At 64.4% G+C, this 24,679-nt stretch carries 26 protein-coding genes and 1 pseudogene; 14 read left to right on the top strand and 13 right to left on the bottom strand.

Features of this window, described 5'->3' with window-relative positions:
- Window positions 1-66 precede the first annotated feature (66 nt).
- The 5 genes and pseudogenes from WN73_RS39750 to WN73_RS39730 all read left to right on the top strand — a co-directional run bounded on the left by WN73_RS39750 (window position 67) and on the right by WN73_RS39730 (window position 3,068).
- On the top strand, window positions 67-1,014 hold the full coding sequence (locus WN73_RS39750; RefSeq protein WP_028173984.1) for a hypothetical protein: 948 nt from the start codon (window positions 67-69) through the stop codon (window positions 1,012-1,014).
- A 157-nt stretch (window positions 1,015-1,171) separates the two neighbouring features.
- Window positions 1,172-1,603 (top strand): MerR family transcriptional regulator, encoded by a 432-nt coding sequence (locus WN73_RS39745; protein WP_028173985.1) that lies wholly within the window; start codon window positions 1,172-1,174, stop codon window positions 1,601-1,603.
- Window positions 1,536-1,955 carry a carboxymuconolactone decarboxylase family protein gene (locus WN73_RS39740; RefSeq protein ID WP_038967418.1) on the top strand — a complete coding sequence of 140 codons (420 nt, stop codon included), beginning with the start codon at window positions 1,536-1,538 and terminating at the stop codon, window positions 1,953-1,955. Before WN73_RS39745 ends, WN73_RS39740 begins: the two co-directional genes overlap by 68 nt.
- A pseudogene (locus WN73_RS39735) lies at window positions 1,952-2,083 on the top strand (hypothetical protein); the annotation flags it as partial. The gene WN73_RS39740 and the pseudogene WN73_RS39735, both read left to right, overlap by 4 nt.
- Window positions 2,084-2,120: 37 nt before the next feature.
- Window positions 2,121-3,068, top strand: a complete 948-nt coding sequence (locus WN73_RS39730) for a hypothetical protein (protein WP_249163363.1) — start codon at window positions 2,121-2,123, stop codon at window positions 3,066-3,068.
- Window positions 3,069-3,087: 19 nt separating this feature from the next.
- On the opposite strand, the gene rimO is transcribed toward WN73_RS39730, so the two are convergent.
- Window positions 3,088-4,407, bottom strand: a complete 1,320-nt coding sequence (rimO, locus tag WN73_RS39725) for a 30S ribosomal protein S12 methylthiotransferase RimO (protein ID WP_011087346.1) — start codon at window positions 4,405-4,407, stop codon at window positions 3,088-3,090.
- 190 nt (window positions 4,408-4,597) lie between these two features.
- Between rimO and WN73_RS39720 the strand changes: the two genes are divergently transcribed.
- From WN73_RS39720 to WN73_RS39695, 6 genes are all read left to right on the top strand, one after another.
- The gene (locus WN73_RS39720) at window positions 4,598-5,161 is read left to right on the top strand and encodes a hypothetical protein (RefSeq protein WP_028173987.1); all 564 of its coding nucleotides are present in this window, start codon (window positions 4,598-4,600) and stop codon (window positions 5,159-5,161) included.
- Between the two features lie 239 nt (window positions 5,162-5,400).
- Window positions 5,401-5,991, top strand: coding sequence for an ANTAR domain-containing response regulator (locus tag WN73_RS39715; RefSeq protein WP_011087344.1), 591 nt, complete (start codon window positions 5,401-5,403; stop codon window positions 5,989-5,991).
- A complete protein-coding gene (locus WN73_RS39710) occupies window positions 5,988-7,154 on the top strand; it encodes a CmpA/NrtA family ABC transporter substrate-binding protein (protein WP_271557723.1) in 1,167 nt (388 codons plus the stop codon). The genes WN73_RS39715 and WN73_RS39710 overlap by 4 nt, the downstream gene beginning before the upstream one ends.
- Window positions 7,155-7,488: 334 nt before the next feature.
- Window positions 7,489-9,270, top strand: a complete 1,782-nt coding sequence (locus WN73_RS39705; RefSeq protein WP_271557721.1) for a NirA family protein — start codon at window positions 7,489-7,491, stop codon at window positions 9,268-9,270.
- Entirely contained in the window at window positions 9,267-10,874 is a 1,608-nt protein-coding gene (locus WN73_RS39700) for a sulfite reductase subunit alpha (RefSeq protein ID WP_011087341.1), read from the top strand. The genes WN73_RS39705 and WN73_RS39700 overlap by 4 nt, the downstream gene beginning before the upstream one ends.
- A 331-nt stretch (window positions 10,875-11,205) precedes the next feature.
- Window positions 11,206-11,358 (top strand): hypothetical protein, encoded by a 153-nt coding sequence (locus WN73_RS39695; RefSeq protein WP_014495196.1) that lies wholly within the window; start codon window positions 11,206-11,208, stop codon window positions 11,356-11,358.
- Here the strand turns inward: WN73_RS39695 and WN73_RS39690 are convergent, their stop codons facing one another.
- Genes WN73_RS39690 through pxpB form a run of 3 tightly spaced genes read right to left on the bottom strand, consistent with a single transcriptional unit; the run spans window position 11,359 to window position 13,925 of the window.
- On the bottom strand, window positions 11,359-12,129 hold the full coding sequence (locus WN73_RS39690) for a LamB/YcsF family protein (RefSeq protein WP_011087339.1): 771 nt from the start codon (window positions 12,127-12,129) through the stop codon (window positions 11,359-11,361).
- Window positions 12,130-12,159: 30 nt separating this feature from the next.
- On the bottom strand, window positions 12,160-13,197 hold the full coding sequence (locus tag WN73_RS39685) for a biotin-dependent carboxyltransferase family protein (protein ID WP_161534910.1): 1,038 nt from the start codon (window positions 13,195-13,197) through the stop codon (window positions 12,160-12,162).
- A complete protein-coding gene (gene pxpB / locus WN73_RS39680) occupies window positions 13,194-13,925 on the bottom strand; it encodes a 5-oxoprolinase subunit PxpB (protein ID WP_028173992.1) in 732 nt (243 codons plus the stop codon). The genes WN73_RS39685 and pxpB overlap by 4 nt, the downstream gene beginning before the upstream one ends.
- A 248-nt stretch (window positions 13,926-14,173) precedes the next feature.
- On the opposite strand from pxpB, the gene WN73_RS39675 reads away from it, so the two are divergent.
- Window positions 14,174-14,872, top strand: coding sequence for a ribonuclease activity regulator RraA (locus tag WN73_RS39675; RefSeq protein WP_271557712.1), 699 nt, complete (start codon window positions 14,174-14,176; stop codon window positions 14,870-14,872).
- A 16-nt stretch (window positions 14,873-14,888) separates the two neighbouring features.
- Window positions 14,889-15,293, top strand: coding sequence for a (R)-mandelonitrile lyase (locus tag WN73_RS39670; RefSeq protein ID WP_028173993.1), 405 nt, complete (start codon window positions 14,889-14,891; stop codon window positions 15,291-15,293).
- Between the two features lie 57 nt (window positions 15,294-15,350).
- Here WN73_RS39670 and WN73_RS39665 read toward each other — a convergent pair whose 3' ends face one another.
- From WN73_RS39665 to WN73_RS39655, 3 genes are all read right to left on the bottom strand, one after another.
- Window positions 15,351-15,707, bottom strand: a complete 357-nt coding sequence (locus tag WN73_RS39665; RefSeq protein ID WP_028173994.1) for a hypothetical protein — start codon at window positions 15,705-15,707, stop codon at window positions 15,351-15,353.
- Window positions 15,708-15,888: 181 nt separating this feature from the next.
- Entirely contained in the window at window positions 15,889-16,758 is an 870-nt protein-coding gene (locus WN73_RS39660) for a DUF2147 domain-containing protein (protein ID WP_028173995.1), read from the bottom strand.
- A 233-nt stretch (window positions 16,759-16,991) separates the two neighbouring features.
- Window positions 16,992-17,774 (bottom strand): transporter substrate-binding domain-containing protein, encoded by a 783-nt coding sequence (locus tag WN73_RS39655; RefSeq protein ID WP_028173996.1) that lies wholly within the window; start codon window positions 17,772-17,774, stop codon window positions 16,992-16,994.
- A gap of 114 nt (window positions 17,775-17,888) precedes the next feature.
- Between WN73_RS39655 and WN73_RS39650 the strand changes: the two genes are divergently transcribed.
- Entirely contained in the window at window positions 17,889-18,392 is a 504-nt protein-coding gene (locus WN73_RS39650) for a DUF1993 domain-containing protein (protein ID WP_038967429.1), read from the top strand.
- Between the two features lie 8 nt (window positions 18,393-18,400).
- Here the strand turns inward: WN73_RS39650 and WN73_RS39645 are convergent, their stop codons facing one another.
- The 6 genes from WN73_RS39645 to WN73_RS39620 form a co-directional block, all read right to left on the bottom strand.
- The gene (locus tag WN73_RS39645; RefSeq protein ID WP_028173998.1) at window positions 18,401-18,886 is read right to left on the bottom strand and encodes a hypothetical protein; all 486 of its coding nucleotides are present in this window, start codon (window positions 18,884-18,886) and stop codon (window positions 18,401-18,403) included.
- 169 nt (window positions 18,887-19,055) lie between these two features.
- Window positions 19,056-20,045, bottom strand: a complete 990-nt coding sequence (locus tag WN73_RS39640; protein WP_271557709.1) for a hydroxyacid dehydrogenase — start codon at window positions 20,043-20,045, stop codon at window positions 19,056-19,058.
- A gap of 34 nt (window positions 20,046-20,079) precedes the next feature.
- Complete coding sequence (locus tag WN73_RS39635) at window positions 20,080-21,180, bottom strand: ABC transporter ATP-binding protein (protein WP_011087328.1); 1,101 nt, start codon at window positions 21,178-21,180, stop codon at window positions 20,080-20,082.
- Between the two features lie 6 nt (window positions 21,181-21,186).
- Complete coding sequence (locus WN73_RS39630) at window positions 21,187-22,098, bottom strand: carbohydrate ABC transporter permease (RefSeq protein WP_011087327.1); 912 nt, start codon at window positions 22,096-22,098, stop codon at window positions 21,187-21,189.
- Window positions 22,098-23,039, bottom strand: coding sequence for a carbohydrate ABC transporter permease (locus tag WN73_RS39625; RefSeq protein WP_028174000.1), 942 nt, complete (start codon window positions 23,037-23,039; stop codon window positions 22,098-22,100). The genes WN73_RS39630 and WN73_RS39625 overlap by 1 nt, the downstream gene beginning before the upstream one ends.
- A gap of 146 nt (window positions 23,040-23,185) precedes the next feature.
- A complete protein-coding gene (locus WN73_RS39620; protein ID WP_011087324.1) occupies window positions 23,186-24,526 on the bottom strand; it encodes an ABC transporter substrate-binding protein in 1,341 nt (446 codons plus the stop codon).
- Between the last annotated feature and the right edge of the window lie 153 nt (window positions 24,527-24,679).

The following is a 24,679-nucleotide window of genomic DNA, read 5'->3' as shown; positions in this document are numbered from 1 at the left end:
TGGTTCGAACCGGACGCTGGTCCGTTGAGACCAACACTGGCGTGACCAACCAGACAGTATTCAGCCTTGTCCGATACGCCTTACCCGATCGACCTCGACAGCATTCGCGGCGCATTTCCGCCGGGCATCGAAGCGCCATCCCTGCTTGTCGAATTCGCCGATTGGCTGAACGGGCGCCCGTGGGGCAGCGTCGGCCGCTTCTCCCTGCAAGGCCAGTTCTCCGATCATGCGCCGATCGTCGACGGTAGTCCCCTGCGCGACAGGTTTTCGTTGTTCATGCGACTTCCGGACGGCTCGGCCGTCGGCGGGTGGTACGGTGCCGGTCTCGACCGGGACAATCCGCCGATCGTCGGTCTGGGGTCGGAGGGCGACTACGAGCTGCTGGCGCCGAGCCTTGACGGTCTGCTCGCAAAACTGACGTCTCAGCAATTCGGTAACGCCTGGAGCGACCTGCTGCCGCATGACGAGGTCGAGTGTCAGACGGTCGAGCTCGCGCGGTGGCTCGCCGGGCGGCCGGCTGGCGAGCCGATGACGCCGGACGACGCATCGTCGGAGCTTCCCGACTTTCGCGGCTTCGTGGAAAAATGGAGCCGGGATCGCGAGGACTATTGGGCCAATCACCGCCTGATGGCCGAGTTGGGCTGGCGGTTGGCTGCGCATCTGCCGAAGGGGAAGAAGCCCTGGGACAAGACGAACTTCGAGGTCGCGATATCGGGCGCGCAGTATCAGGCGCGCGTCCTCACGCGTGGACCGCAGCCGTTCGAGGAAGCTTCTTCGATCGAATCCCTGCTACGCGACCTGCGCGAAGAGATGCGCCGCGCACAGCCCGAGCTCGGGTTGTGGTACGCGATGAGTTTCGGGCTCTACGCCGACGGCCGCGTCATGCCGAACTTCGAATACGATCTGCGCCCGACCATCGACGGCGAGCCTGCGCTGCTATCCGAGGCGAAGGCCGATCTCGTCCGCGCTCCGCGCCCGGAGCGCTGGGTGCCGAAATGGCTGGCGGCATCCTGAAGCTCGGAATCCCGCGATGCTGCCGCCCAGCCGGCGCGCCGAAATCTTCTGCTGTCGTGCCATCTTGACCTCGCGGGAACGGCACCTTCGATCCCCCTTGACTTAGAGTGCGCTCGAGGGGGTATCTGTACGTGCGTCAGTACGAGAACGGGCACACATGAAGATCGGCGACCTCGCAAAACGAACCGGCTTGTCGACTCACACGTTGCGTTATTATGAGCGCATCGGGCTGCTGCCATACGCAGACCGGGATCGTTCCGGCCAGCGTGACTTTGACGCATCGATCCTCACATGGATCGAATTCCTCGGTCGGCTCAAGACCACGGGAATGCCGATCCGGGACATGTTGCGCTATGCGGCGCTTCGTGATGAAGGCGAAGCCACCGGGCCAGCCCGGCGGCAGATGCTGGAAATCCACCGGGAACAGGTTCGCACGGAGATTGCCGAACTCCAGGAATGCCTGCTCGTCCTTGATACCAAGATCGCCGGCTATGCCGGCGGCGAACAGAGGACGAAGGAAAATGACGCACGCCCAAACACAAGCCGAAAGCCGCTTCGATCGCGGCCAGCGGGCCCTGTCACGCATTGACGGCAGAGCCGGCGAAAAGGTCGTCGCCTCACTCGCCGACATCGCTCCGGATTTCGCACGATACGTGATCGAGTTTCCCTTCGGCGACATTTACAGCCGCCCGGATCTCGGCCTGCGCGATCGAGAGATCGCGACGATCGCCGCGCTGACGGCGCTCGGAAATGCCGCGCCTCAGCTCAAAGTGCATATCGAGGCGGGTCTGAACGTCGGGCTGTCTCGCGACGAGATCGTGGAGATCATCATGCAGATGGCCGTCTATGCGGGCTTCCCGGCGGCGGTGAACGGGCTGTTCGCAGCCAAGGAGGTGTTTTCCGCGCATGATGGACGGCAGGGGTCGGGAGAAGCGACATGACGAACTTCGAACACGATGTGCGCCCGACGATCGGGGGCGAGCCGGCAAAATTAGCCGAGGCACAGGCCGACCTCGCCCGCGCGCCGCGTCCGGAGCGCTGGGTGCCGAAATGGCTGGCCGAAGCCTGATCGCGACTTCGCACTTGCGCCCGGCGCGCGCTTGGTGATGCTGCCTCAGGCAGCATCGGGGGCTCGTTTGATTAGATCGATACAGTTCGAAAAGATTGGCACGGCGCCGACGCGTCTCGGATTTTCGCTCGTTGCGAGCGGGGTTGCGGGCGATCAGTCGCTACTTTTCCTGTTCGAGTCCTCGGGAGACAGCGCATCGACTGCAGCCGCGTTGCGCGCTTCTGGCGTATTGCCGCATCCGAAGATGGAAAGGTTGAAGCGTTACGGTCTGCACAAGTCGGCTGCCGGATCGGAGCTATGGATCGATCTGCCTCCGCTTGAGCTCGGCCATTCTCATGTCGACCTCTTTCCCGACGGGCGGGTCTTGCTGGCGAGCCGCAGACACAACTGGCGGGCCGAGACCGACCACGACCTGAACGGAGTCATCTTTGATCCCCGGACCGGACGAGCAGACCGCGTCGGCCTCGGCGATGCCATCAGCGATCTCCAGATCGATGACCTCGGACGGATCTGGATTGGGTATTTCGACGAGGGTGTTTTTGGCAGTTCGGTCGGGCAGGCCGGCTTGGTTTGCTTCTCGACTTTGGGAGAGAAGGTCTGGGAATTTCCAGCAGATGCAGACCACACGATTGACGACTGCTACGCGCTCAATGTGGCGGGCCCAGAGGCCGCCATTTTCTTCTACTCGGATTTCCCGCTCTATCGGATTGGCGCAGACTTCGAATTGACCTGGAAGCAAACGAAGCTTCGAGGCTGCCACGCGTTCGCAATGTCCGAGACGGAGATTCTGTTCTCGGGCCAATACGACGATCCACCCAATGTGGCCTACATCGGACGATCGGATCGAGAGGGCATGATTCTTGTGAGGCGGGCATACCTGTTCATGCCCGACGGCTCAGCGCGACCGCGCGGCCGTTTGCAGGGCCGCGGCAGGCATCTCTATCACTTCGGCGAGGACGGGATTTACCGGGCGACGCTGGGTTGAGCCCGTTGACGGAGTGCTCTCAGAACCCCGCGACGCTGCCGTGCAGGTCGTATTGGTCGGCGCGCTCGATCTTTGCCGTGACGATCTCGCCGACGCGCAAGGGGCGGCGGCTCGACAGGTAGACCGCGCCGTCGATCTCGGGCGCATCGGCCTTCGACCGGCCCCGGGCAACGGTCGGGCCGACCTCGTCGATGATGATCTGCTGGCGCGTGCCGACCTTGCGCTTCAGCCTGCGCGCCGAGATCTTCTGCTGGCGCGCCATCAGCGCGTTGTAGCGCTCCTGCTTGACCTCTTCCGGCACGGGATTGGCGATCGCATTCGACGTCGCACCGGCAACCGGCTCGTATTTGAAGCAGCCGAGGCGGTCGATCTCGGCTTCGTCGAGCCAGTCGAGCAGATAGGCAAAGTCCGCGTCGGTCTCGCCGGGGAAGCCGACGATGAAGGTCGAGCGCAGGGCAAGATCAGGGCATTCCTCGCGCCAGCGCTTGATCCGCGCCAGCGTCTTGTCCTGCGCCGCCGGGCGCTTCATCGCCTTCAGCACCTCGGGGCTCGCATGCTGGAACGGGATGTCGAGATAGGGCAGCACCGTGCCTTGCGTCATCAGCGCGATGACCTCGTCGACATGCGGGTAGGGGTAGACATATTGCAGCCGGACCCAGGCCCCGAGCTCGCCGAGCTCGCGCGCGAGGTCGAGGAATTTGGCGCGGACCTGGCGGTCCTTCCACGGGCTCTCGGCGTATTTCAGGTCGACGCCATAGGCCGAGGTGTCCTGCGAGATCACCAGCAGCTCCTTGACGCCGGCGCCGACCAGCCGCTCGGCCTCGCGCAGCACGTCATTGGCCGGGCGCGAGACCAGATCGCCGCGCAGCTTCGGGATGATGCAGAAGGTGCAGCGGTTGTTGCAGCCCTCGGAGATCTTCAAATAGGCGTAGTGCCGCGGCGTCAGCTTGATGCCCTGCGGCGGCACCAGGTCGAGATGCGGATTGTGGGCGGGCGGCAGCGCGCGGTGGACCGCGTCCAGCACGCTCTCATATTGCTGCGGGCCGGTGATGGAGAGCACGCCGGGATAGGCCTGCTCGATCTGCTCGGGTTCCGCGCCCATGCAGCCGGTCACGATCACCTTGCCGTTCTCGGCCATGGCCTCGCCGATCGCCGAGAGCGATTCCTGCTTGGCGCTGTCGAGGAAGCCGCAGGTGTTGACGATGACGATGTCGGCCCCGTCATGCTTGCGGGCGAGCTCGTAGCCCTCGGCGCGCAGGCGCGTGATGATGCGCTCGGAATCCACCAATGCCTTGGGACAACCGAGTGACGTGAATGAAATGCGGGGCGCTCTGTCCATTGTATCGCCTGGAGCCTAGATCTGAATTGTCCGGATTTAGCGATCCAAGTAATTGAACCGATGGCGAAATTCAATAACTAACCTATGGACCGGTTCCGATTGTGTGACTGGAGGGGCCGAGATGAATCCTCCAACGTGCACGTTCCCGTTGTTATTCTGTTCTTGCGTATTTCCACGGAGCTAAACTGCGATGCGCCATTTCATCCTCGGCATGGTTTTCGCCGTCATTTCCTGGAGTGCGATGTTTCCGGCGCGCGCTGAAGTCGACAAGATCTTACGTGTTTGCGACGGACAAAAAGGCCTGTGTCCGGAATTCAGGCCGCGCGTGAAGGCGCCCGATGGGTGGGCGAAGGACGAGGCCGCAAGCCTCAAATACGGCGCCTCAATGTTCGTGCCCAGGGGGAAGGGATTCGGTAACGCCGAAGCAATCATCTATGCCGAAGGCCGCTACAACAAGGATCGAACCGAACTGGTTCAATGGGTGGCAACGAGCGATCAGGATTGGGCGGCGACGTCCGGCAAGAATGCCAAGATCACCTCGCTTCCCTCGGCCAGCCCCGGTGTCATCATCAACCGGTACGACAATCCGTCCCTGAAGGACCAACCGGTCGAAGTGATCGCGCATTACGTTGATGTCGACAAGGACGGCAACTCCTATGTCGTGCGGCTGGCGGTCTCCGGCAAGAACGAAGGTGCGGTGTTGGCCGCCGTGCCACTCCTCGATAAAATGATCGCTGGCGCGAGGATTCCGTAGGAGCGTAAGCCCACCAGATGGCAGCTGCCGTCGGGCGGGAGTGGGCGGCTTTGAAAGTTTACATTCGTTGTCTCAGGAGTATCCGAGGAACACGAAGCTGACCTTGGGCGCAGCCGTCTCTTGCATATCTCTTGATCTGCCTGATTGATCGGCAGCAGCTAGTCCTAAATGCGGTCAATTACAACCCTTTGCAGGGCGTTCCGGCGTGCTATGGATGAATCACCTGACGTGAGTGAGCCATGAGCGCCGAACAGTCGCCCAAAATCGTGATCGTCGACGAAAGCCCGATCCGGGCCGCGATCCTCGAGGAGGGGTTGCGGGAGGCCGGATTCACGCAGGTCGCCCATATCCGCGAGATGCAGAGCCTGCTGGCCCGTATTTATGCGGTCGATCCCGACATCATCCTGATCGATCTGGAAAACCCCAGCCGCGACGTGCTGGAGGCGATGTTCCAGGTCAGCCGCGCCGTGCGCCGGCCGATCGCGATGTTCGTCGACCAGAGCGATTCAGCCTCGATCCAGGCCTCGGTCGAGGCCGGAGTATCCGCCTACATCGTCGACGGGCTGAAGAAGGAGCGCATCAAGCCGATCCTCGACCTCTGCGTGTCCCGCTTCAACGCCTTCGCCAAGCTTCAGGAGGAACTCGAGCGCACCAAGTCGCAGCTCGAGGACCGCAAGATCATCGAGCGCGCCAAGGGCATCTTGATGAAGGTGAAGGGCCTCACCGAGGACGAGGCCTATGTGCTGCTGCGCTCCACCGCGATGCGCGAGAAGAAGAAAATCGGCGAGATCGCCCAGTCGATCATCACCGCGTCGGAGATGCTGAAATGACCGGACCGCTTCGCATCGGGTTCATTCCGCTGGTCGATGCCGCCGCGCTGATCGTTGCCGTCGACAAGGGCTTTACCGCCGCCGAAGGCCTCGACGTCGAACTGGTGCGCGAGGTCTCCTGGTCCAACGTCCGCGACAAGCTCAATATCGGCCTGTTCGACGCCGCCCATCTGCTGGCGCCCGTGGCGATCGCGTCCTCACTCGGGCTCGGCCACGTCAAGGTGCCGATCGCCGCGCCCTTCAATCTCGGCATCAACGGCAACGCGATCACGGTGTCGCCGACGCTCCATGCCGCGCTGATGGAGGAGATCGACGGCGACCGCTTCGATCCGCTCGTTACGGCGAAAGCGCTGGCTCGGGTGGTCGCCAGGCGGCGCAAGCTGGGTGCCGATCCGCTGACCTTCGGCATGACCTTTCCGTTCTCGACCCACAATTACCAATTGCGGTTCTGGATGGCGGCGGCCGGCGTCGATCCCGACGAGGACGTGCGGCTGGTGGTGTTGCCGCCGCCCTACATGGTGGACAGCCTCGCGAACGGCCATGTCGATGCGTTCTGCGTCGGCGCGCCCTGGAATTCGATCGCGGTCGATCTCGGCATCGGCCACATCCTGCATTTCGTCTCGGACATCCTCGTCCACGCGGCGGAGAAGGTGCTGGCGGTCCGCCAGACCTGGGCAGACAAGAATCCGGACGTGGTCGCCAGCCTCGTGCGCGCGGCCGTGAAGGCCGCCGAGTTCATCGAGCATCCGGAGAACCGCATCGAGGCCGCGCGCATCCTGGCGCAGCCGGAGCGGATCGGCGTCGATGCCGAGGTGATCCAGCGCACGCTCACGGGACGCCTGAAGATCTCGCCCGACGGCACCTTCCGCGAGAGCGGCCGTTACCTCCTGGTCGGACGCGAAGGGGCAGGGCGCCCGGATCCGGTCCAGGCCGCCTGGCTCTACGCCCAGATGGTGCGCTGGGGACAGACGGCGCTGACGCCGGACGGCGTCAAGACGGCGATGGCCGTGTTCAGGCCGGATCTTTATGATGCCGCCCTGGGCAGCCGAGCGGCGCCCAGTGAGGCTCCCGCGGCGTTCGGGGCGTTCGCCGGCCCCGTCTTCGATCCCGACAATATCAGGGGGCATCTCGAGGCCTTCGAAGTCGGTCGCTGGAAGGCCTGATTCGAGCCTGCATCGTTTTTAGGCGCCTGGGCTCTTCGTCTATATTTTGGGCTGGCTGCTCGAATTTCGTGAGAGTTCCCCGCCTGGGAGTTCCCGGGGGCACTCCTAATGATCTGAAATTGCAGCAATTCTCATTTCGATGAAGATGGCACGCAACTTGTATGTTGCACTGCGGCCAGCTTGTCACAGACGCCTGCTGAGCCGAGTCCCGCAGCAACGAAGCTGATCGGACCGTTGGGTGCAGAGCAGGCTCTTGAGCCAGCCGAGTGCCTCGCGGGTCGCGCAATTTTCCGTCGATACCACCCCGGTGGCCGCAGGAGCTTCGTTACTGACCATGAAACTCGAAACAGTCTCAGTCGACTTTACCGACGAGCAGAAGCGCTATCTCGAAGGCTTCACGACCGGTCTGCAGATCAGCCGGGTCGGTCGCGGTCTTGGTGGCGGCTCCGGCAAGGCGAATGCCGAGCCGACCGGTCCGGATGCCGTGCACATCAAGGCGCAGGACAAGGTCATCGCCTCGGGCAAGAAGCTCGCCGACCAGGAGAAGTTCAAGCGCGACGAGCATCCTTTCGACGCCTATCCGCGGCTGCGCCAGCAGGCGCTCGACAATGCGCCGCCGAGCCCGGCGGACAATTTCCGCTGGCGCTACTACGGCATCTTCTATGTCGCGCCGACGCAGGACTCCTACATGTGCCGCCTGCGCATCCCGAACGGCATCATGAAGCACTGGCAGTTGTCGGGCCTTGCCGATCTCGCCGACGATCTCTGCGGGCCGTACAGCCATGTCACGACGCGCGCCAACCTCCAGCTTCGCGAGATCCCGCCGAAGCACGCCGTGAAGCTGATCGAGGGCATCCAGGATCTCGGCCTGTGCTCGCGCGGCTCCGGCGCCGACAACATCCGCAACGTGACCGGGACGCCGACCGCCGGCATCGATCCGCAGGAAATCATCGACACGCGGCCGTTTGCGCGCGAGTGGCACTACCACATCCTCAACGACCGCTCGCTCTACGGCCTGCCGCGCAAGTTCAACGTCGCCTTCGACGGCGCCGGCAGGATCGCGGTGCTGGAAGAGACCAACGACATCGCCTTCACGGCGTTCGAGGTGAAGGACGGGTTCGGCGTCGAGCCCGGGGTCTGGTTCCGGCTCGGCCTCGGCGGCATCACCGGCCACAAGGATTTTGCAAAGTATTCCGGCATCATCGTCAAGCCGGAGCAGGCGACCGCTGTCGCCGATGCCATCGTGCGCGTGTTCATCGACCACGGCGACCGCACCAATCGCAACAAGGCGCGGCTGAAGTATGTGCTCGACGCCATGGGCCATGACGGCTTCCTGAAGCTCGTCGAAGAACGGCTGAAGACGCCATTCACGCGCGTGCCGGAAGAGGCGTTTGCGCCGCGGCCTGCGGCTGACCGCATGGCTCATATCGGCGTGCACAAGCAGAAGCAGGACGGCCTCAACTGGATCGGCGTTTCGCTGACGCTCGGCAAGCTCACCTGTGATCAGATGCGGGGCCTTGCCAAGGTCGCGCGTGACCTCGGCGACGGGGAGATCCGCCTGACGGTCTGGCAGAACCTGCTGATCCCGGGCGTGCGCGACGAGAACGTCGAGCTTGCGATTGCCGCGATCAAGCAGATCGGGCTCGCGGTCGAGGCCTCGCATATCCGCGCCGGCCTGATCGCCTGCACCGGCAATGCCGGCTGCCGCTTCGCCGCCTCCAACACCAAACGCCACGCCGCCGAGATCGGCGACTGGTGCGAGCCGCGCGTCGAGATGGACAAGCCGGTCAACATCCACGTCACCGGCTGTCACCATTCCTGCGCGCAGCACTACATCAGCGACATCGGCCTGATCGGAGCGCGGGTGCCGGTGAACGAGGATGACACGGTCGAGGGCTATCACCTCTTCACCGGCGGCGGGTTCGGGCCCGATGCCGACGTCGGGCAGGAGGTCTATCACGACCTCAAGGCCGAGGACGCGCCGAAGACGGTCGAAGCGCTGCTCAAGGCCTATATCGCCCATCGCGCCTCGCCCGACGAAACCTTCCTCTCCTTTGCGCGCCGCCATGACGGCGAGACGCTGCGCAAGCTTGCCGATGCACAGGTGTCCGCATGAACCAGATCACCCCTCCGCCGAAACTCGATATCATTCCCGCCAGCGCTCCGTTCTCCGACGCGCAGCGCTCCTGGCTGAACGGATTCTTTGCCGGGTTGCTATCGCCTGATGTGGCTACGCCCCTGTCGGCGGAGCAGGGCGCCGCCGTCATGCAAGCCGGCGACGGCGACGATGGCGAAGCGCCGTGGCACGACCAGACCATGCCGATCGCCGACCGGATGAAGCTTGCAGAGGGGCGTCCCGTCCGCCGCAAGATGATGGCGGCGATGGCGCAGCAGGATTGCGGCCAGTGCGGCTACAATTGCCACGATTATTCGGAGGCGATCGCCACCCGCAGCGAAGCGCGGCTCAACCTGTGCGTTCCCGGCGGCAAGGAAACCGCGCGGATGCTGAAGTCGCTGTACGAGGAGTTGGACAAGGCGCCGGCGGCGAAAGCGCCCGAAAAAGCGGATGCGGTGGCAGCGCCGGCCGTGACCGTGACGATCGCAGAGCCGGGCCGCTCGCGCGACAATCCGACCGAGGCGACCTTCCTGTCGCGGCGCCTCCTCAACAAGGGGAAGTCGGAGAAGGAGACCTATCACGTCGAGTTCGATCTCTCCGCGAGCAAGCTCGACTACATCGTCGGCGACAGCTTTGGCGTGTTCGCGCGCAACGATGTCGGCCTCGTCGACCAGATCATCGCACTGCTCGGCGCTTCCCACACCACCAAGGTGAACGGCAAGACGCTGCGCGAGGTGCTGATCGACGACGTCTCGCTGTCGCCGGCGCCGGACTCGCTGTTCGAACTGATCTCCTTCATCACCGGGGGTGCGCAGCGCGAGAAGGCGCGGGCGCTGGCGCAGGGCGAGGATCCCGATGGCGACGCCGCCACGCTGGACGTGATGGCGGCGCTCCAGAAGTTTTCCGGCATACGGCCGCATCCCGAAGCCTTCGTCGAGGCGCTGGAGCCGCTCCAGCCGCGGCTCTATTCGATCTCGTCCTCGCACAATGCGACGCCGGGAAAACTTTCGCTGACGGTCGATTCCGTGCGCTATGTGATCGGCAAGCGCAAACGCATCGGCGTTGCCTCGACCTTCCTCGGCGAGCGCATCGCTGAGGGCGAGAAGCTCAAGGTCTATGTGCAGAAGGCGCATGGTTTCGGCCTGCCGCAGGACCCGAAGACGCCGGTTATCATGATCGGCCCCGGCACCGGCATCGCGCCGTTCCGCGCCTTCCTGCTCGACCGCAAGGCGACCGGCGCGCCGGGCAAGAACTGGCTGTTCTTCGGCCACCAGCGCAGCGATTGCGACTTCTTCTACCAGGAAGAGCTCAACGCGATGAAGACCTCGGGCCTGCTCACGCGCATGTCGCTGGCCTGGTCGCGCGACGGCGAGAAGAAGTTCTACGTGCAGGATCGCATGCGCGAGGTCGGCCGCGAGCTGTGGACCTGGCTCGCCGAGGGCGCCCATCTCTACATCTGCGGCGATGCCAAGCGCATGGCCAAGGACGTCGAGCGCGCGCTGGTCGACATCGTCGCCCAGTTCGGGGCGCGCTCGACCGACGAAGCCGTCAGTTTTGTCGCCGAGCTCAAGAAGACCGGCCGCTTCCAGGCTGACGTCTACTAAGGCGCGACAAGATCAGCGTGAATCGTTCCGGCGGAGCAAGCGCCGGGCGTCACGCCGAGCGCGCGCTTCTACTGTGCATGGGGTTGTTTTCGCCATTTTTGTTTGGACCGGGTCCAGGGTCTAAAGTCCGGCTGTCATCCCACCGTCATCCCGGCCGGTTCCAACTGGCTCGGATCTTAACGAATAAGATTCTCGGAACCCGCGTGTGGAGAGAATTTGCATCTGCGACGGGGCGCCTTCAGAGAATCACCATCGCTATTTTCGCCGCCATCTTGCCTCCCGCCAGGGTTGATCCTTCATACTCGCGCAAATGGGGCGTTGGAGATCGACCATGCGCGAACTATCGGCGGAAGCCAGGCTGCACTTCTACGCGCGCTCGCTCTCGCGCCGGACCGGGGCGAGCATGCACCACGTCGGGCTCTACAGCGCCTTCGCGGTCATCGCCGCGATCGTGTTCGGCACGCTGTCGGTGCACCCGTTCTGATCACGCCCCGCGCTTGAACGGCGCGACTTCGATCCCCGCATCCTTCAACGCCTGACGCAAGGTCCGCGCGATCTCGACCGCGCCATGCGTATCGCCGTGGATGCAGACCGTATCCGTCCGCATCTTGATCACCTTGCCCGTCACGGACACCACCGCGCCGTCCTGCACCATGCGCACCACGCGGTCGGCAATCGCCTTGGCATCGTGCAGCACCGCGCCGGGCTTCTTGCGCGAGACGAGATTGCCGTCGTCCTCATAGGCGCGGTCGGCGAACACCTCGTGCACCATCGGCAGATTGGCCGCTTCGCCGGCCTTCACCAGCTTCGAATTGGCGAGCACGACGAAGATCAGGCTGGGATCGACCGCCTTGATGCCGGCGGCAATCGCCTTCGCCGTCATGTCGTCCTCGCAGGCGACGTTGGAGAGCGCGCCATGCGCCTTCACATGCGTGACCTTGTGGCCGGCCGCGGTCGCGATCGCCTGCAGCGCGCCGATCTGGTAGGCGACGAGGTTCTCGATCTCGGAGGCCTTCAGGCCCGCGATCGGATGCCGGCCGAAGCCGTGGAGGTCGCGATATCCGGGGTGCGCGCCGACCGAAACGCCGCGTGCTTTCGCCAGCTCGACCGTCCTGCGCATGATGTCGGGATCGCCGGCATGGAAGCCGCAGGCGACGTTGACCGAGCTCGCCAGCTCGATCATCGCGGCGTCGTTGCCCATCTCCCACGCGCCAAAACCTTCGCCGAGGTCGCAATTGAGATCGATCGTCTTCATGGTTGCTCTCCGCCTCTGGTCGTCTTGTCGTTACGGCTCCGCCGTGACCTGCCACGTTCCGGCATCCACCGCGCTGACCGCATAGCCCGCGACGTTAGCATCGCTGAGCGCTTCGATGTTGAGCGCGACGGTGTCGGCGGAGCGGAGGCGATCGGGCAGGCTGCGGATGGCTTGCGCGAATTTGCGCGCCTCGTCCTGTGCCTCCGCCATGCTGACAGCCTTGAAGCGGAAGGCGGTCCCCGCCGAGGTCTGCGCCAGACGGCCGACATCGGCCGTGATCACGGTTGCGATCTTCGGATAGCCGCCGGAGGTGCCGCGGTCCATCATCAGCGCGATCGGCGAGCCGTTGCCGGGCACCTGGATGCTGCCGTTGACGGTGCCGTCGGAGACGATGTTGTGGCCGTGCAGATGCTTGATCGCGGGGCCTTCGAGCCGGTAGCCCATGCGGTCGGAGGTCGCCGAGATCTTCCATTCGCTGTCCAGGAACAGCGCCTTGTTGGCGTCGTCGAACTCGTCGTCCTGCGGGCCCAGCACGACGCGGATCGGACCGCTCGCGGGCTTCGGCAGCTCGATGCGCAGTTCGGGCGCGCCGCTCGCGGCATCGACGCTGAATTCATCACCGGCCTGGAGCGGGCGCGGGTAGGGGCTGCCGAGGCCGGCGCGGGCATTGACCGCGAGGCTGCCGAACACGGGCTCGCCCTTGATCCCGCCTTCGATCGCGAGATAGGTGAAGGCGCCACCGCGGGCGAAACCGAGCGTCAGCGTCTCGCCGTCCTTCAGCGTCACCGATGTGTCCATGGCGACCGGTCGCCCCGCGACGTCGGCATTGCGCGGCGCGCCGGCAATCGCCACGCGCACGGCGCCGTCACGGGCGGTGAAGGTGGCGCCGAACGGGCCGATCTCGACACTGGCCGCGAACGGCTCGTTGCCGACCAGCGTATTCGCGGCCGCGAGCGACAGACGGTCCATCGCCCCGCTCACGGTCAAGCCGTAGCGCTGCGCACCGTGCCGTCCGCCATCCTGGACGGAGCTTGCAGGGCCGATGCTGGCGACGATGAGCCGGCTCATGCGACCACCTGCTCGGCGATGATCTCGCCGGCCTCGGCGGCGCGGTCCTGTTCCTCGAACGTCTTGTGGTCGATGGCGAAAAACGTCACGCGATCACCGGGTTCGGTCAGGAAGGTCGGATTGCGGTGGAGCTGATAGGTCCGCACCGGCGTGCGGCCGAGCAGGTGCCAGCCGCTCGGGGCGGCCAGGCACTGGATTCCGGCCTGGATGCCGCCGATCGAGATCGTGCCGGCCGGCGTCAGCAGCCGCGGGTTCTGCCGCCGCGACATGTGCAGGGATTTGTCCAGGCCGCTGAGATAGGACCAGCCCGGCGTGAAGCCGATCATGGCAACCTTGTAGTCGCCGGCGACATGCCGGGCGACGATGTCGTCAGGCGTTGTGTTCAGCGCCTTGGCGACATCCTCGAGGTCGATGCCATGCTCGCCGCCATAGGCGACGGGGATGCGCCAGCGGCGCGTCCTGGTGGCCGGCGGCAGCGGCTGGGTCGCGATCGGGAGGAGCTTTTCGCCGAGCGCGTCGAAGCCGATCTTGCCGGGATCGTAATGCACCAGCAGCGAGCGATAGGTCGGCACGGTCTCGGTGATGCCGTCGATGGGGCTTGCCGCGAGCGCCTTGTCGAGTGCCAGCACGCGCTGGTTGGCGGCATCGTCGATGGTGCGGCTGAACTCGACCGTGACGGCGCTGTCGCCACTGGGCAGAAGGCGGGGCGGGGGAAGCGTCGCGGCCATTGAACTGTCAAAGCGCTGTCGAAATCGGGCTTCTCAGGAAACGCGGGCTCAGCCTTGAGTTCCGCTGATCCCTGCTTCGCGTAAATGCGCCCGCAAGTCCAATAAATTAATGCAAGGGGAAGCGATAAAGCCTTGTTATCGCGTCGCATAACCGCTCTACGGCCCTGCGTTCTTGGCCCTTGACGGAAAGCGCCCGGCTCGCAAGATGCGCGCGTTCTTTCCCGCCCATCCGGAGCTCGTCTGTTTCCATGTCGCTGTCCCCCGAAGCCCGCAAGACCCTCGCCGGCATCACCACTGCCACCATCACCACGGTCCTGCTGAAGAAGGGCCTGCGTAACGTGTGGATGCGCGGTGCGCGCCCGCTGCGCCCGGGCCTGCCGCGGCTGGTGGGACCTGCCTTCACGCTGCGCTTCGTGCCGGCGCGCGAGGATCTGGCGACGCCGGAATCCTGGTCGTCGCCGATCTCGACCCGCACCGCGATCGAGGCGATGCCGGAGGGCTGCATCGCCGTGGTCGATGCCATGGGCATCACCGATGCCGGCATCTTCGGCGACATCCTCTGCGCGCGCATGATGAAGCGCGGCGTCACCGCGCTCGTCACCGACGGCGTCGTGCGTGACGTCGAGGGCGTGCTCGGCACCAATCTTCCGGTCTGGTGCGACGGCTATGCCGCGCCGCCGTCGGTGGCGGGCCTGACCTTCGTTGGCTGGGGTGAGCCGATCGGCTGCGGCGGCGTCGCCGTGTTCCCGAACGACATCGTCGTCGCCGACCAGGACGGCTGCGTGCTGATACCGCAGGCGATGCTCGATCACGTGCTCAACGAGGGCGTCGAGCAGGAGCGGATGGAAGCCTGGATCGTCAACGAGGTGAACAACGGCGCGCTGTTGCCGGGCCTCTATCCCATGAACGCCGAGACCAAAGCGCGTTACGCCGCCAGCAAGAAGTAACAGAAGCGAGGACACTATGGATATCACCGTCGCAGGCACGCGGCCGACCCGCCGCGCGCCCAAGGAAAACTTCACCGGCACCGTGTGGCAGGATCCCGTGATCATGGCGCCCGCGCCGGCACGGCTGAACTGCTCGCGCGTCGCGTTCGAGCCCGGTGCGCGCACCAACTGGCATCACCATCCGCTCGGGCAGACGCTCTACGTCATCTCCGGCGTCGGGCGCGTTCAGACCAAGGGCGGGCCGATCCGCGAGATCCGCCCCGGCGACACCGTCTGGATTCCGCCGGGCGAGCTGCACTGGCACGGAGCATCGCCGACCAACGGCATGTGCCACATCGCCATGCAGGAAGCGCTCGACGGCGTCTACTCGACCTGGCTGGAGCCGGTCACCGACGCGGAGTATGGCGCAGCGCTGGGTTAGCGCTCGCGCCCCGGACAAGACGCATCGCCCCATGGCGATGCGTCGGCGATCCGGAGCCTAAATCCGCTCCGCCGTCCACGTGCCGGTGCAAAGGGCCCCGCGCCATGTGCCGGAGCCGGACGTGCCGCTCAGCCGGCCGAAGCCGACTGCACGCTTGATGCCGGTGCTCAAGGTGACGTTGATGCTGCCGGCATCGGCGACGCGGCCGGATGCGGACACCGCAGCGCTGCTCGAGGCGATCTGACCGTTGTTGATGCCGATCGCGACGGTCGCGCCGTTGCCGCAGGTCTCGCTCGATGACGAGATGCGGACGTTCCATGTCCCGTCAAAAGTGCTTGTCGTTGCGCCTGCCTGCGTGAGCGGGAAGGCGATGGCGACAATCGTGGCGAACAGACCTTTGCGAAAACCGTTCATGACACGCCCCTGGGGTTGACCATGCGGCGACCGTGGCACGGGTTGCGGAACCGGCGATGTGAGGGTTGTCACGCGCGCAGCAGGCTCTGTGAGGTGGCGCACCTCGCGATGACACCGCGGGCAAAAGCAAAGGGGCCCGGATCACGGGCCCCTTGTCTCCGTCAAAGTGTCGAAGCCGAGCTTAGTTCACCCGCGTCCAGGTCTGGCCGCCGCAGAACATGCCGCCGAAGGCGCAGCCCTGCACGCGCAGGCGATCCGTACCCTTCATGGCGATCGTCGAATCGTAGGTCGAGCCGGTGTTGGGATCGAGGATGCGGCCGGACCATTTCTGGTCCTTGCCGGGCTTCATGTTGATCAGGACCTGCTCGCCGTTCTGGTTCGACTTGCTGTCGACCGAATAGCCACAGAGGTTGTTGCCGCATTGCTCGATGCGGACCTTGCCTTCCTTCTCCTCGGTGAGCCAGATGCCGAGCGGCGAATTGAGGTCGCGCGTCGGTGCGGCAGCGGGAGCCGGCGGCGCGACAGCGGCCGACTGAACGGGTGCGGGGGCAGGCGCCGGCGCGGGCGGCGGAGGTGGCGCCGGGGGTGCGGCAGCCACGGCCGGAGCCGGCGGGGGCGGCGCCACGGGAGCTGCCTGCTGCTCGACGGGAGCAGGGGCCGGAGGCGGTGCGGGCGGAGGCACGACGGCCGTATCAGCCGGTGCAGCATTGGCGGTCGCCGACGGCGGTGGAGCAGGTGGCGCGGCCACGACGGGCGCGGGAGCCTGCACGGCTGCAGGCGGCGCTGTGGCGGCAGCCGGTGGAGGCGCCGGAGCAGCCGGGGCTTGCGGATCGGCCTTGGCCTCTTGCGGCGCCTGCTGGCCCGGACTTGTCTCGTTCTTCTTGGCCTTCTTGGCCTTGCCTTGGCCGGTGTTGTCATAGACGCCGGGGATCGACACCGTGCCCCGGTCGGGATCGATGCGGATGGTGCGCCCGCCATATTCGAAGGTGTACTGCGCTTGCGCAGCGGTGCTCGCCAAAAGGAATGCGGCCGTGGCCAACAGCTTCCTCATTTCGCATCTCCTGAACAGATGGTCCCCGGACCGACGCATACGCCCCGGCTCGATCGCAAAAAGTGATCTAGATCACTTTCATCCGTATGAGTCGTGCTCCGGCAGGTTCGGGTTCAATACGCCCGGAACCCGTCCACAATTTGGCCGTAGCAAGCAACAGGAGGACACGGTCCAGAGCCCGTTCCGATGGAATCGGAACGCGCGAACCGATACCCATTTCGCTCGAAGACGCTCTAGTCGAACCAGGCGGCGTAGATCTTCCTGTAGCTGCCGTCCTCCATGGAAATGTGCAGCCACTGGTCGACGAAGGCCTTCAGCGCCATGTCGCGCTGGAGCCAATAGGCCTTCTCGGAGAAGTCGAACGGTTTTTCCGGATGCACCGCGCACAGCACGCCGGCATGCTGCTTCTGCTGGTAGCGCGTCTCGGAAGCGTCCGTCATCATCAAATCGGCATTGCCCTTGGCGATCTCGTCGAAGATCACGGTGTTGTCGGCGAAGACGGTGATGTCGGCGTCCTTGATGTTGGCACGCGCAAAGCGCTCGTTGGTGCCGCCGGGATTGACGATGACGCGGGTGCCCTTCTTGTCGATATCAGGGAGCGTCTGGTACTTGCCGACATCGGCGCAGCGCGCGATCGGCGTCTTGCCTTCGCGCATGATCGGCATCGAGAAGAAGCCTTTCCTCTGCCGGTCGAGCGTCACCGAGACGCCGCCCATGGCGATGTCGAACTGGTCGGCCTCGAAATCCTTCATCAGCTTCGGCCAGGCCGTCGGCACGAACTCGACCTTGACGCCGAGCGCCTTGCCGAGCGCCTCCGCCATGTCGACGTCGAAGCCGCTGAACTGCTGCGTGGCCTTGTCCAGATAGGTGAAGGGCTTGTAGTCGCCGGTCATCCCGACACGTAATGTGCCGCGCTTCATGATCTCGTCGAGGCGCGACGGCGCCGCCTGCTGTGCGTGGGCCGAAAGGTTCATCAGCAGCGCCACGGCCAAAGCCGACAGGAATCGAACGGTCATCTCTTCTCCACCCAAGCCCAAGCTGTCATTGTGCAGCTCTTCAGACGTGGATTTAGACCAGATGCCCGTCGCTGGCGAGGCAGAATTGAAAGGAATCCCGAGGTGACGATCTCGATGTACGAGGCCTCGGTCGGCCTCTTTGTGCCGTACTTACGCAACCTGTCCGCGCTGCTCGACAAGGGCGTGGCCTACGCCGAGACCCGCAAATTCAACCCGGCGGTCCTGCTCGGCATGCGCCTCGCACCCAACATGTACGACCTGGCGCAGCAGGTCGGTGAAGCCTGCCGCCATGCAACGGTCGCTCCGGCCTTGCTGGCGCAGCGCGAGCCGGTGACGCTGCCGGCGCTGGAGCACGACATGGCCGGGCTTCAGGCGCGTATCGCAACGTCAATCGAGTTCATCGAGGGCCTGCCGCGGGCCGAGATCGACGCGGCGGCGGAGCTGAATGTCTTCTTCAGGCTGAAGAACGGAACCGAGCTGCCCTTCACCGGGCGGACGCTGCTGCTGACGTTCAGCGTCCCGCAGTTCTTCTTTCACGTCACGACGGCCTACGACCTGTTGCGGCACGCAGGCGTCGAGCTCGTGAAGCGGGATTTTCTCGGGCCCCGCGAGCGCTAGATCGCGCTTTAGGCTTCGCCCTTGCGTTCGAACTCGGCGAGCGAGCTGCGGCCGGCGATCTCGCTGCGCAGCAGCTCGAAACGCCTGTGCGCCTCGTCCTCGTGCGTGTCGACGAAATGCACGGCGGCGTCGCTCGTCATGGGGCCGCTGATGACCGGCGCGGACTGCTCGCCGATGGTCTCGTGGACGTAGTACTGGTCGTCATCGCCGCGATGGACCGTCCATTTGAGGCGGATCGCAACCATCGGCCCGGGACCGACCTTGCTGTAGCCGTCGGCATCGGTGTGCTCCGGCACCAGCGGCTGCTCCTCGACCACCGGATGCTCATCGGCAACCGGATGCTCGTCGACGACCGCATGCTCGTCGACGACCGAATGCTCATCGGCAGCCGCCGTTTCCGTTTCGGCGTCGCGGACGACGAGGACGGGCTCGGGGTGCTCCAGGATGCTGGCGATGGTCGCCAGCGCGTGGTCGGTCGGGTCGATTTCTGCCAAGGGTCCATCCTCCAGCTCGACGTGGCCGGCAAGTCTGTCCCACTGCCGCCGCGGCTCGGCATATTACGCGGGTTTGATTAAGGCTGAGTTGGGGCTCGATCTGCACCAAAATGGGACGCATTCTGGCGTTCCGAAGGCGGGCGGATTTGCCGCCCGCCTTGCGGTTTGGTCAGCCCAGCACGTCCTGATTGATGATGTTCTGCCGGATAGGATCGCCGTCCAGCACGCTCAGGATGTTGCGCGCGGTCTGTTCGCTCATGCGGCTCACCGCCTCGACCGTGACGCCCGCGACATGCGGGGCCATGATGACGTTGGGCAGCGCGAACAGCGCGTTGCTGACCGGCGGCGGCTCCACCTCGAACACGTCGATGCCGGCGCCGGCGAGCTTTCCGGACGTGAGCGCGTCGTACAGCGCCGCTTCCTTCACGATGCCGCCGCGTGCGGTATTGATGAGATAGGATTTCGGCTTCATCCGGCCGATCCGGGCCGCGTCAAACAGGCCGACCGTTTCCGGCGTCTTCGGACAATGGATGGTGACGAAGTCGGCATGGGGCAACGCAGCGTCGAGATCGGCGACGGGCTCGTAGCCGGCGGCCTTGATCTCGGCGGCGGGCTTGTAGGGATCGTAGACCTGGACCTTCATTTCCATCGCGAGGCAGCGCTTGGCGGTGCGGGTGCCGATGCGGCCGAAGCCGATCACCAGGACGGTCTTGCCGTAGAGATCGAACGGCAGCATGCCGAGACGGTCGGCCCACTTGCCGTCCTTGACGCAGGAATGCATCTCCTGCGCGCGTTTTGCCAGTGTCAGCATCATGAACAGCGCCTGCTCGGCGACCGAGGGCGAATTCGCGCTGCCGGCGACCATCAGCGGCACCTTGCGGCGGGAGAGGGCGGGCACGTCAACCGCGTCGTAGCCGACGCCGATCCGTGTCACCACCTTCATGTCCTTCGAGGCCTCAAGCTCGGTCTCGCCGAACGCTGTGGCGCCGAGCGCCACGCCATGGACCGGGGCATGGCTCTTCAACAGGACCTCAAAATCCTTCGCTGAGATCAGGTTCGCAAATTCGACGAGCTCGATATCGTCTCGCTGAGTGAGGAGGGCGCGGGCCCCTTGCGACAAAGTTTGTCTAACGAAAATCTTCTTCTTGTTGGTCGCCATCGCTCCCTGCCTGCTCGCATTTCTTGGACCTGCGTCACAACACGACGCCGGTGTCCTCGTTTAGCAGGTGCATATTGTTGAGGTCCATCGCCAAACGCATGGGTGCCCCGTCCTTGGCGCCGGCATTGGGATCGACGCGGCCGCAGACCGGCGTGCCCTCGAGGCCGAAATAGACCAGGGTCTCCATCCCCATCGGCTCGGTGACGTCGAGCACGGTGTCGAAGCTCTCAACGCCCGGCCCCAGATGCGCATGCGCCTCGGTGAGGTGCTCGGGCCGGAGGCCGAGCAGCAGCTTGTCGGTGCGCGGCAGCGCGTTGTAGCGCGCGGCGCGGGCCGGCGGCAGCGCAAAGGCGATGCGATCGGTGAGGCGGATCTGGAGCGTGCCGCCCACGTCCTCCAGCCGGCACGGGATGAAGTTCATCGCCGGCGAGCCGATGAAGCCCGCGACGAAGCGTGTCGCCGGCTTGTGGTAGAGCTCGTTCGGCGTGCCGATCTGCTCGATGCGCCCCTTGTTCATCACCACCACGCGATCGGCCAGCGTCATCGCCTCGACCTGGTCGTGGGTGACGTAGACCGTGGTGGTGCGCACCTTCTGGTGCACCTTCTTGATCTCGATCCGCATCTGCACGCGCAGCTTGGCATCGAGGTTGGACAGCGGCTCGTCGAACAGGAAGACCTTTGGATTGCGCACGATGGCGCGCCCCATCGCGACGCGCTGGCGCTGGCCGCCGGAGAGCTGCTTCGGCTTGCGGTCGATCAGGTCGGTGATGTCGAGGAGCCGTGCGGCTTCCGTCACCCGCGCCTTGATCTCGGCCTTGGGATAGTGCTTCAGGCGCAGCCCGAACGACATGTTCTCGGCGACCGTCATGTGCGGGTAGAGCGCATAGTTCTGGAACACCATCGCGATGTCGCGGTCCTTCGGCGGCACGTCGTTGACGACGTCGCCGCCGATCATGATGTCGCCGTCGCTGATGTCCTCGAGACCTGCGATCATGCGCAGCGTCGTCGACTTGCCGCAGCCCGAGGGGCCCACCAGCACGATGAACTCATGGTCGGCGATATCGAGGTCGATGCCGCGCACGGCTTCGACATCATCGTAACGCTTGACGACCTTACGCAATGCAACGTCAGCCATGAGACATCAACCCTTTGTCGCGCCGGCGGTCAGGCCGGCAATGTAGTAGTCCATCAGGAAGGCGTAGATGACCAGCGGCGGCGCTGCACCGAGCAGCGCGCCGGTCATGATCTGCCCCCAGTTGAAGACGTCGCCCTTGATCAGCGTGGTGGTGATGCCGACCGGCAGCACGAGCTGATCGATCGACGTGGTGAACACCAGGGGATAGAGGAACTGCGCCCAGGACACCGTGAAGGCGAAGATCGTGGCGGCGATCAGCCCGGGCAGGGCCACGGGAATGAATATCCGTGTCAGGGTCTGGAGCCAGGAGGCGCCGTCGATGAGGGCGGCCTCATCGAGCTCCTTCGGGATCGAGGCGAAATAGCCGATCATGATCCAGGTGCAGAACGGCACGGTCAGTGTCGGATAGATGAACACCAGCACGTACCATCGGTTGAGCAGGGGGATGCCGGTGAACTCCTGGACCACCGCGAGCATCTTGAACAGGGGGATGAACAGAAGGCTGTCCGGGATGAGATAGGTGAGGAACACACCGGTCGCGAGTGTCGCCGAGCCCCAGAACTTCATCCGCGCGAGCGCGAACGCCGCCGGGATGCTGATCAGCATCGTGACGATCACGACCACGATCGAGATGATCGACGAGTTCCAGAAGAAGCGCAGGAACTGGTTCGAGGTCAGGAGCTCGACATAGTTCGCCAATGTCGGGTGAAAGACCCACCAGGGATTGGTTGCCGCCGAGATCTCCGCGCTGCTCTTGAGGGAGGTGATCAGCATGTAGACCGGCGGCGTCAGGAAGAAGATCGCAAACAGCACCAGGAAGAAGTAGGACCAGCGTAGCGCCCAGGTGCGGTCCCGGCTCATGCTTCCGAGTTTGACCTTGCGGCTCGGTCCGGCCTTGTCGATTGCCAGCGTGCTCATCAGGCTTCGTTCCCGCGTTTGGAGACATCGCGCAGGATGAAGACCGCTGCGACGGCGAGGATCGGCACCATGAACAACGAGACGCAGGCGCCGAGCGGAATGTCGCTGCTCTGGATGCCGACCTGGAACGCCCAGGTGGCGAACAGATGCGTCTGATCGAGCGGGCCGCCGGAGGTGAGGATGCGCACGATGTCGAAATTGGCGAAGGTGACGATCAGCGAGAACAGCGTCGTGATCGCGATGATGTTGCGCATCATCGGCAGCGTGATGAACCAGATGCGCTGCCACCAGTTCGCGCCGTCGATGGCAGCGGCCTCGTAGAGCTGGTCGGGGACCGATTTCAGCGCGGCGAGGTACATGATCAGGAAGAACGGCGCGCCGTACCAGACGTTGACGAGGATGACGGAGAAGCGCGCCCAGAAGGCGTCACCGAGCCAGGGGATCGGACCGACGCCGAAGAAGGACAGTGTGTAGTTGAAGGCGCTGTAGGAGGGATCGAACAGCCAGAGCCAGGCCAGCGTGCTCATTGCCGGCGGGATGACCCAGGGCACCAGCAGCATGCCGCGCCATTTGCGCTGCTTCTTGCCCGGAATGTTGTGGACAAAATGCGCGACGATGAAGCCGATCAGCGCCTTGAAGATCACGGCGGTAATCGCAAAGATGCAGGACTGCTTCACCACCATCCAGAACGTCTCGCGCTTGAACAGGAAGGTGAAATTGCTGAGGCCTACGAATTTCGTCATCGCCTTGTTCAGCGTCGCCAGGTAGAGCGAATAGAAGGCGGGGTAGAGCACGAACAGTGCGATCAGAAGGATCAGCGGCAGCGTCAGGAAGAACGCCACGGTCGATTTCCGACCCATTACGTTGCGCAGGCTCGCGTTCTTTTTGCGCGGGCTCCCGGCACGAGCGAGGCGACCTTGCTCAACGACGACATCGGCCATGGGTCAAACTTTCTGGTCAAGCTTTCCTGCGAAAGGTTCAACGGTGAAGCCGGCGACCGGTCGGCTTCATTGGCTTGCGGAGGTAGCGAGAGCGCGCCCCGGCGGCTCACACCCGAAGGCATGAACCGCCATGGCACACACCCGGCTCAGGTCCGCATGAAGCCCTCGCACTCGCCCTCGGCCCAGGCGAGCGCCGTTTCCAACTTCTCTCCTTGCGCAAAGCGCAGCGCCATCTTGGTCAGCGTCGCCTGGAAGTAGATCTGCTGCGCGATCTTCGGCGGCGCCGGCGATGCGGCGATTGACAGTGTCTGGTGGTTGTACGGGTTCGGGTAGTGATAGAGCGTGCCCTTCGGCGGTCCGACCTCGGCCCAGGTCTTGAACGTCGTCATGTTGGCGTAGGCCGGCAGGTCATAGCCGCCGCTCGCCACGACGAACTTTTCGATCGCCGCGGGTGAGGACAGATGGGTAAGCAGACTCTTGGCCGCCTCCTTGTTCTTGCCGAAGCTCCAGACGCCCCAGAAATAGGGTAGGTACGGGGCAAAGCGTCCTTTCGGGCCGGCCGGGAAGCCGTGCGTCCAGCACTGCTCGGCGACTTGCGGTGCGTCGCGCTTGGCGACCGCCCAGGCGCTCGGCGGGTTCAGGATCATCGCCCCGCGGCCCGAGATCAGCCATTTGTTGTTGGACGCATCATCCCAGGAGGGCGCGTCCGTCGGCAGCACGGCGATCAGCTTCTTGTAGAATTCGAGCGCCTGCCGCACCGCGTCGGTCTTGACCGTGACATCGCCCTTGGCATTGACGAGCTCGGCGCCAAAGGACTGGAAGATCGCGCCGGCTGTATCGACGCTGTCGGTGGTCTCGCCGAGACCGATGCCGAACGGGAAGCCGGCCTTCTGGCAAGCTTCCGCAGCCTTCAGGAACGTCTCCATCGTCCAGTTGTCGGCCTTCGGCGGACTGCCTGCCGGGTACATTTCCTGCACGTCGATGCCCGCATGCTTCTTCATCAGGTCGATGCGCGAGCAAGGGCCCTTGATCTGGCTGCCCGGTGTCGCTGGGATCGCGAGCCATTTGCCGCCCGACTGGCCCAGATATTTGACGGTGCCGTTCACCTCGCCATTCTGCTTGATGAGCGGCTCCATGACGTCGTTGAGCGGCTCGAGATTCTCCGAATAGGCGTGCGGCCACCAGCTCGGCATCTGAAGTATGTCGTGACCGGACTTGGCCTGGGCTTCGGCCGCCGCAGTCAACTCGATCTTCTTGTTGTTGCTGGTGATGTAGTCGATCGAGACCTCGACCTTCTCCTTCGCGGCCCATTCATTGACGAGAGCCGTGGAGGCGTCGTTGGCGCCGGGCACCCAATGGTCCCAGAAGCCGATCGAGAGCTTGCCGGCGGCATAAGCGCCTCTGACATAGGGCGCCGTGATCAGCGCCGCGGAGGACATTGCAGTGGCAGCCACAAATTGACGTCGCGTCAGTGTCTTGCGTGACATCTCGTTTCCTCGCTTGGATGTTTTATTGTTCTGGCGTTTCCTCTTAACTCTTCCGAGTTTTGCTCTTGATTTTCTTGTTGGCGTTTCTTGTTGGAATTCTCGTTGAACGTTTCTTGTTGGTGCCGTCAGCTCCGATTGCAATCACGCGAGGCG

The organism is Bradyrhizobium sp. CCBAU 45394 (assembly GCF_028128655.1).
Lineage (GTDB): Bacteria > Pseudomonadota > Alphaproteobacteria > Rhizobiales > Xanthobacteraceae > Bradyrhizobium > Bradyrhizobium diazoefficiens.
The sequence above is the reverse complement of the archived record's forward strand: the minus strand, read 5'-3'. Positions and strand labels throughout refer to the sequence as shown.

What these genes read in the sequence shown, in the direction of transcription:
- WN73_RS39635 (WP_011087328.1), bottom strand. Translation starts at nt 21,180, where the DNA reads ATGGCTGACGTTGCATTGCGTAAGGTCGTCAAGCGTTACGATGATGTC.
- WN73_RS39740 (WP_038967418.1), top strand. Translation starts at nt 1,536, where the DNA reads ATGACGCACGCCCAAACACAAGCCGAAAGCCGCTTCGATCGCGGCCAG.
- WN73_RS39685 (WP_161534910.1), bottom strand. Translation starts at nt 13,197, where the DNA reads ATGAGCCGGCTCATCGTCGCCAGCATCGGCCCTGCAAGCTCCGTCCAG.
- WN73_RS39695 (WP_014495196.1), top strand. Translation starts at nt 11,206, where the DNA reads ATGCGCGAACTATCGGCGGAAGCCAGGCTGCACTTCTACGCGCGCTCG.
- WN73_RS39670 (WP_028173993.1), top strand. Translation starts at nt 14,889, where the DNA reads ATGGATATCACCGTCGCAGGCACGCGGCCGACCCGCCGCGCGCCCAAG.
- WN73_RS39730 (WP_249163363.1), top strand. Translation starts at nt 2,121, where the DNA reads ATGCTGCCTCAGGCAGCATCGGGGGCTCGTTTGATTAGATCGATACAG.
- WN73_RS39705 (WP_271557721.1), top strand. Translation starts at nt 7,489, where the DNA reads ATGAAACTCGAAACAGTCTCAGTCGACTTTACCGACGAGCAGAAGCGC.
- WN73_RS39630 (WP_011087327.1), bottom strand. Translation starts at nt 22,098, where the DNA reads ATGAGCACGCTGGCAATCGACAAGGCCGGACCGAGCCGCAAGGTCAAA.
- WN73_RS39690 (WP_011087339.1), bottom strand. Translation starts at nt 12,129, where the DNA reads ATGAAGACGATCGATCTCAATTGCGACCTCGGCGAAGGTTTTGGCGCG.
- WN73_RS39620 (WP_011087324.1), bottom strand. Translation starts at nt 24,526, where the DNA reads ATGTCACGCAAGACACTGACGCGACGTCAATTTGTGGCTGCCACTGCA.
- WN73_RS39720 (WP_028173987.1), top strand. Translation starts at nt 4,598, where the DNA reads ATGCGCCATTTCATCCTCGGCATGGTTTTCGCCGTCATTTCCTGGAGT.
- WN73_RS39715 (WP_011087344.1), top strand. Translation starts at nt 5,401, where the DNA reads ATGAGCGCCGAACAGTCGCCCAAAATCGTGATCGTCGACGAAAGCCCG.
- WN73_RS39650 (WP_038967429.1), top strand. Translation starts at nt 17,889, where the DNA reads ATGTACGAGGCCTCGGTCGGCCTCTTTGTGCCGTACTTACGCAACCTG.
- WN73_RS39660 (WP_028173995.1), bottom strand. Translation starts at nt 16,758, where the DNA reads ATGAGGAAGCTGTTGGCCACGGCCGCATTCCTTTTGGCGAGCACCGCT.
- WN73_RS39640 (WP_271557709.1), bottom strand. Translation starts at nt 20,045, where the DNA reads ATGGCGACCAACAAGAAGAAGATTTTCGTTAGACAAACTTTGTCGCAA.
- rimO (WP_011087346.1), bottom strand. Translation starts at nt 4,407, where the DNA reads ATGGACAGAGCGCCCCGCATTTCATTCACGTCACTCGGTTGTCCCAAG.
- WN73_RS39745 (WP_028173985.1), top strand. Translation starts at nt 1,172, where the DNA reads ATGAAGATCGGCGACCTCGCAAAACGAACCGGCTTGTCGACTCACACG.
- WN73_RS39655 (WP_028173996.1), bottom strand. Translation starts at nt 17,774, where the DNA reads ATGACCGTTCGATTCCTGTCGGCTTTGGCCGTGGCGCTGCTGATGAAC.
- WN73_RS39710 (WP_271557723.1), top strand. Translation starts at nt 5,988, where the DNA reads ATGACCGGACCGCTTCGCATCGGGTTCATTCCGCTGGTCGATGCCGCC.
- WN73_RS39625 (WP_028174000.1), bottom strand. Translation starts at nt 23,039, where the DNA reads ATGGCCGATGTCGTCGTTGAGCAAGGTCGCCTCGCTCGTGCCGGGAGC.
- WN73_RS39675 (WP_271557712.1), top strand. Translation starts at nt 14,174, where the DNA reads ATGTCGCTGTCCCCCGAAGCCCGCAAGACCCTCGCCGGCATCACCACT.
- pxpB (WP_028173992.1), bottom strand. Translation starts at nt 13,925, where the DNA reads ATGGCCGCGACGCTTCCCCCGCCCCGCCTTCTGCCCAGTGGCGACAGC.
- WN73_RS39700 (WP_011087341.1), top strand. Translation starts at nt 9,267, where the DNA reads ATGAACCAGATCACCCCTCCGCCGAAACTCGATATCATTCCCGCCAGC.
- WN73_RS39665 (WP_028173994.1), bottom strand. Translation starts at nt 15,707, where the DNA reads ATGAACGGTTTTCGCAAAGGTCTGTTCGCCACGATTGTCGCCATCGCC.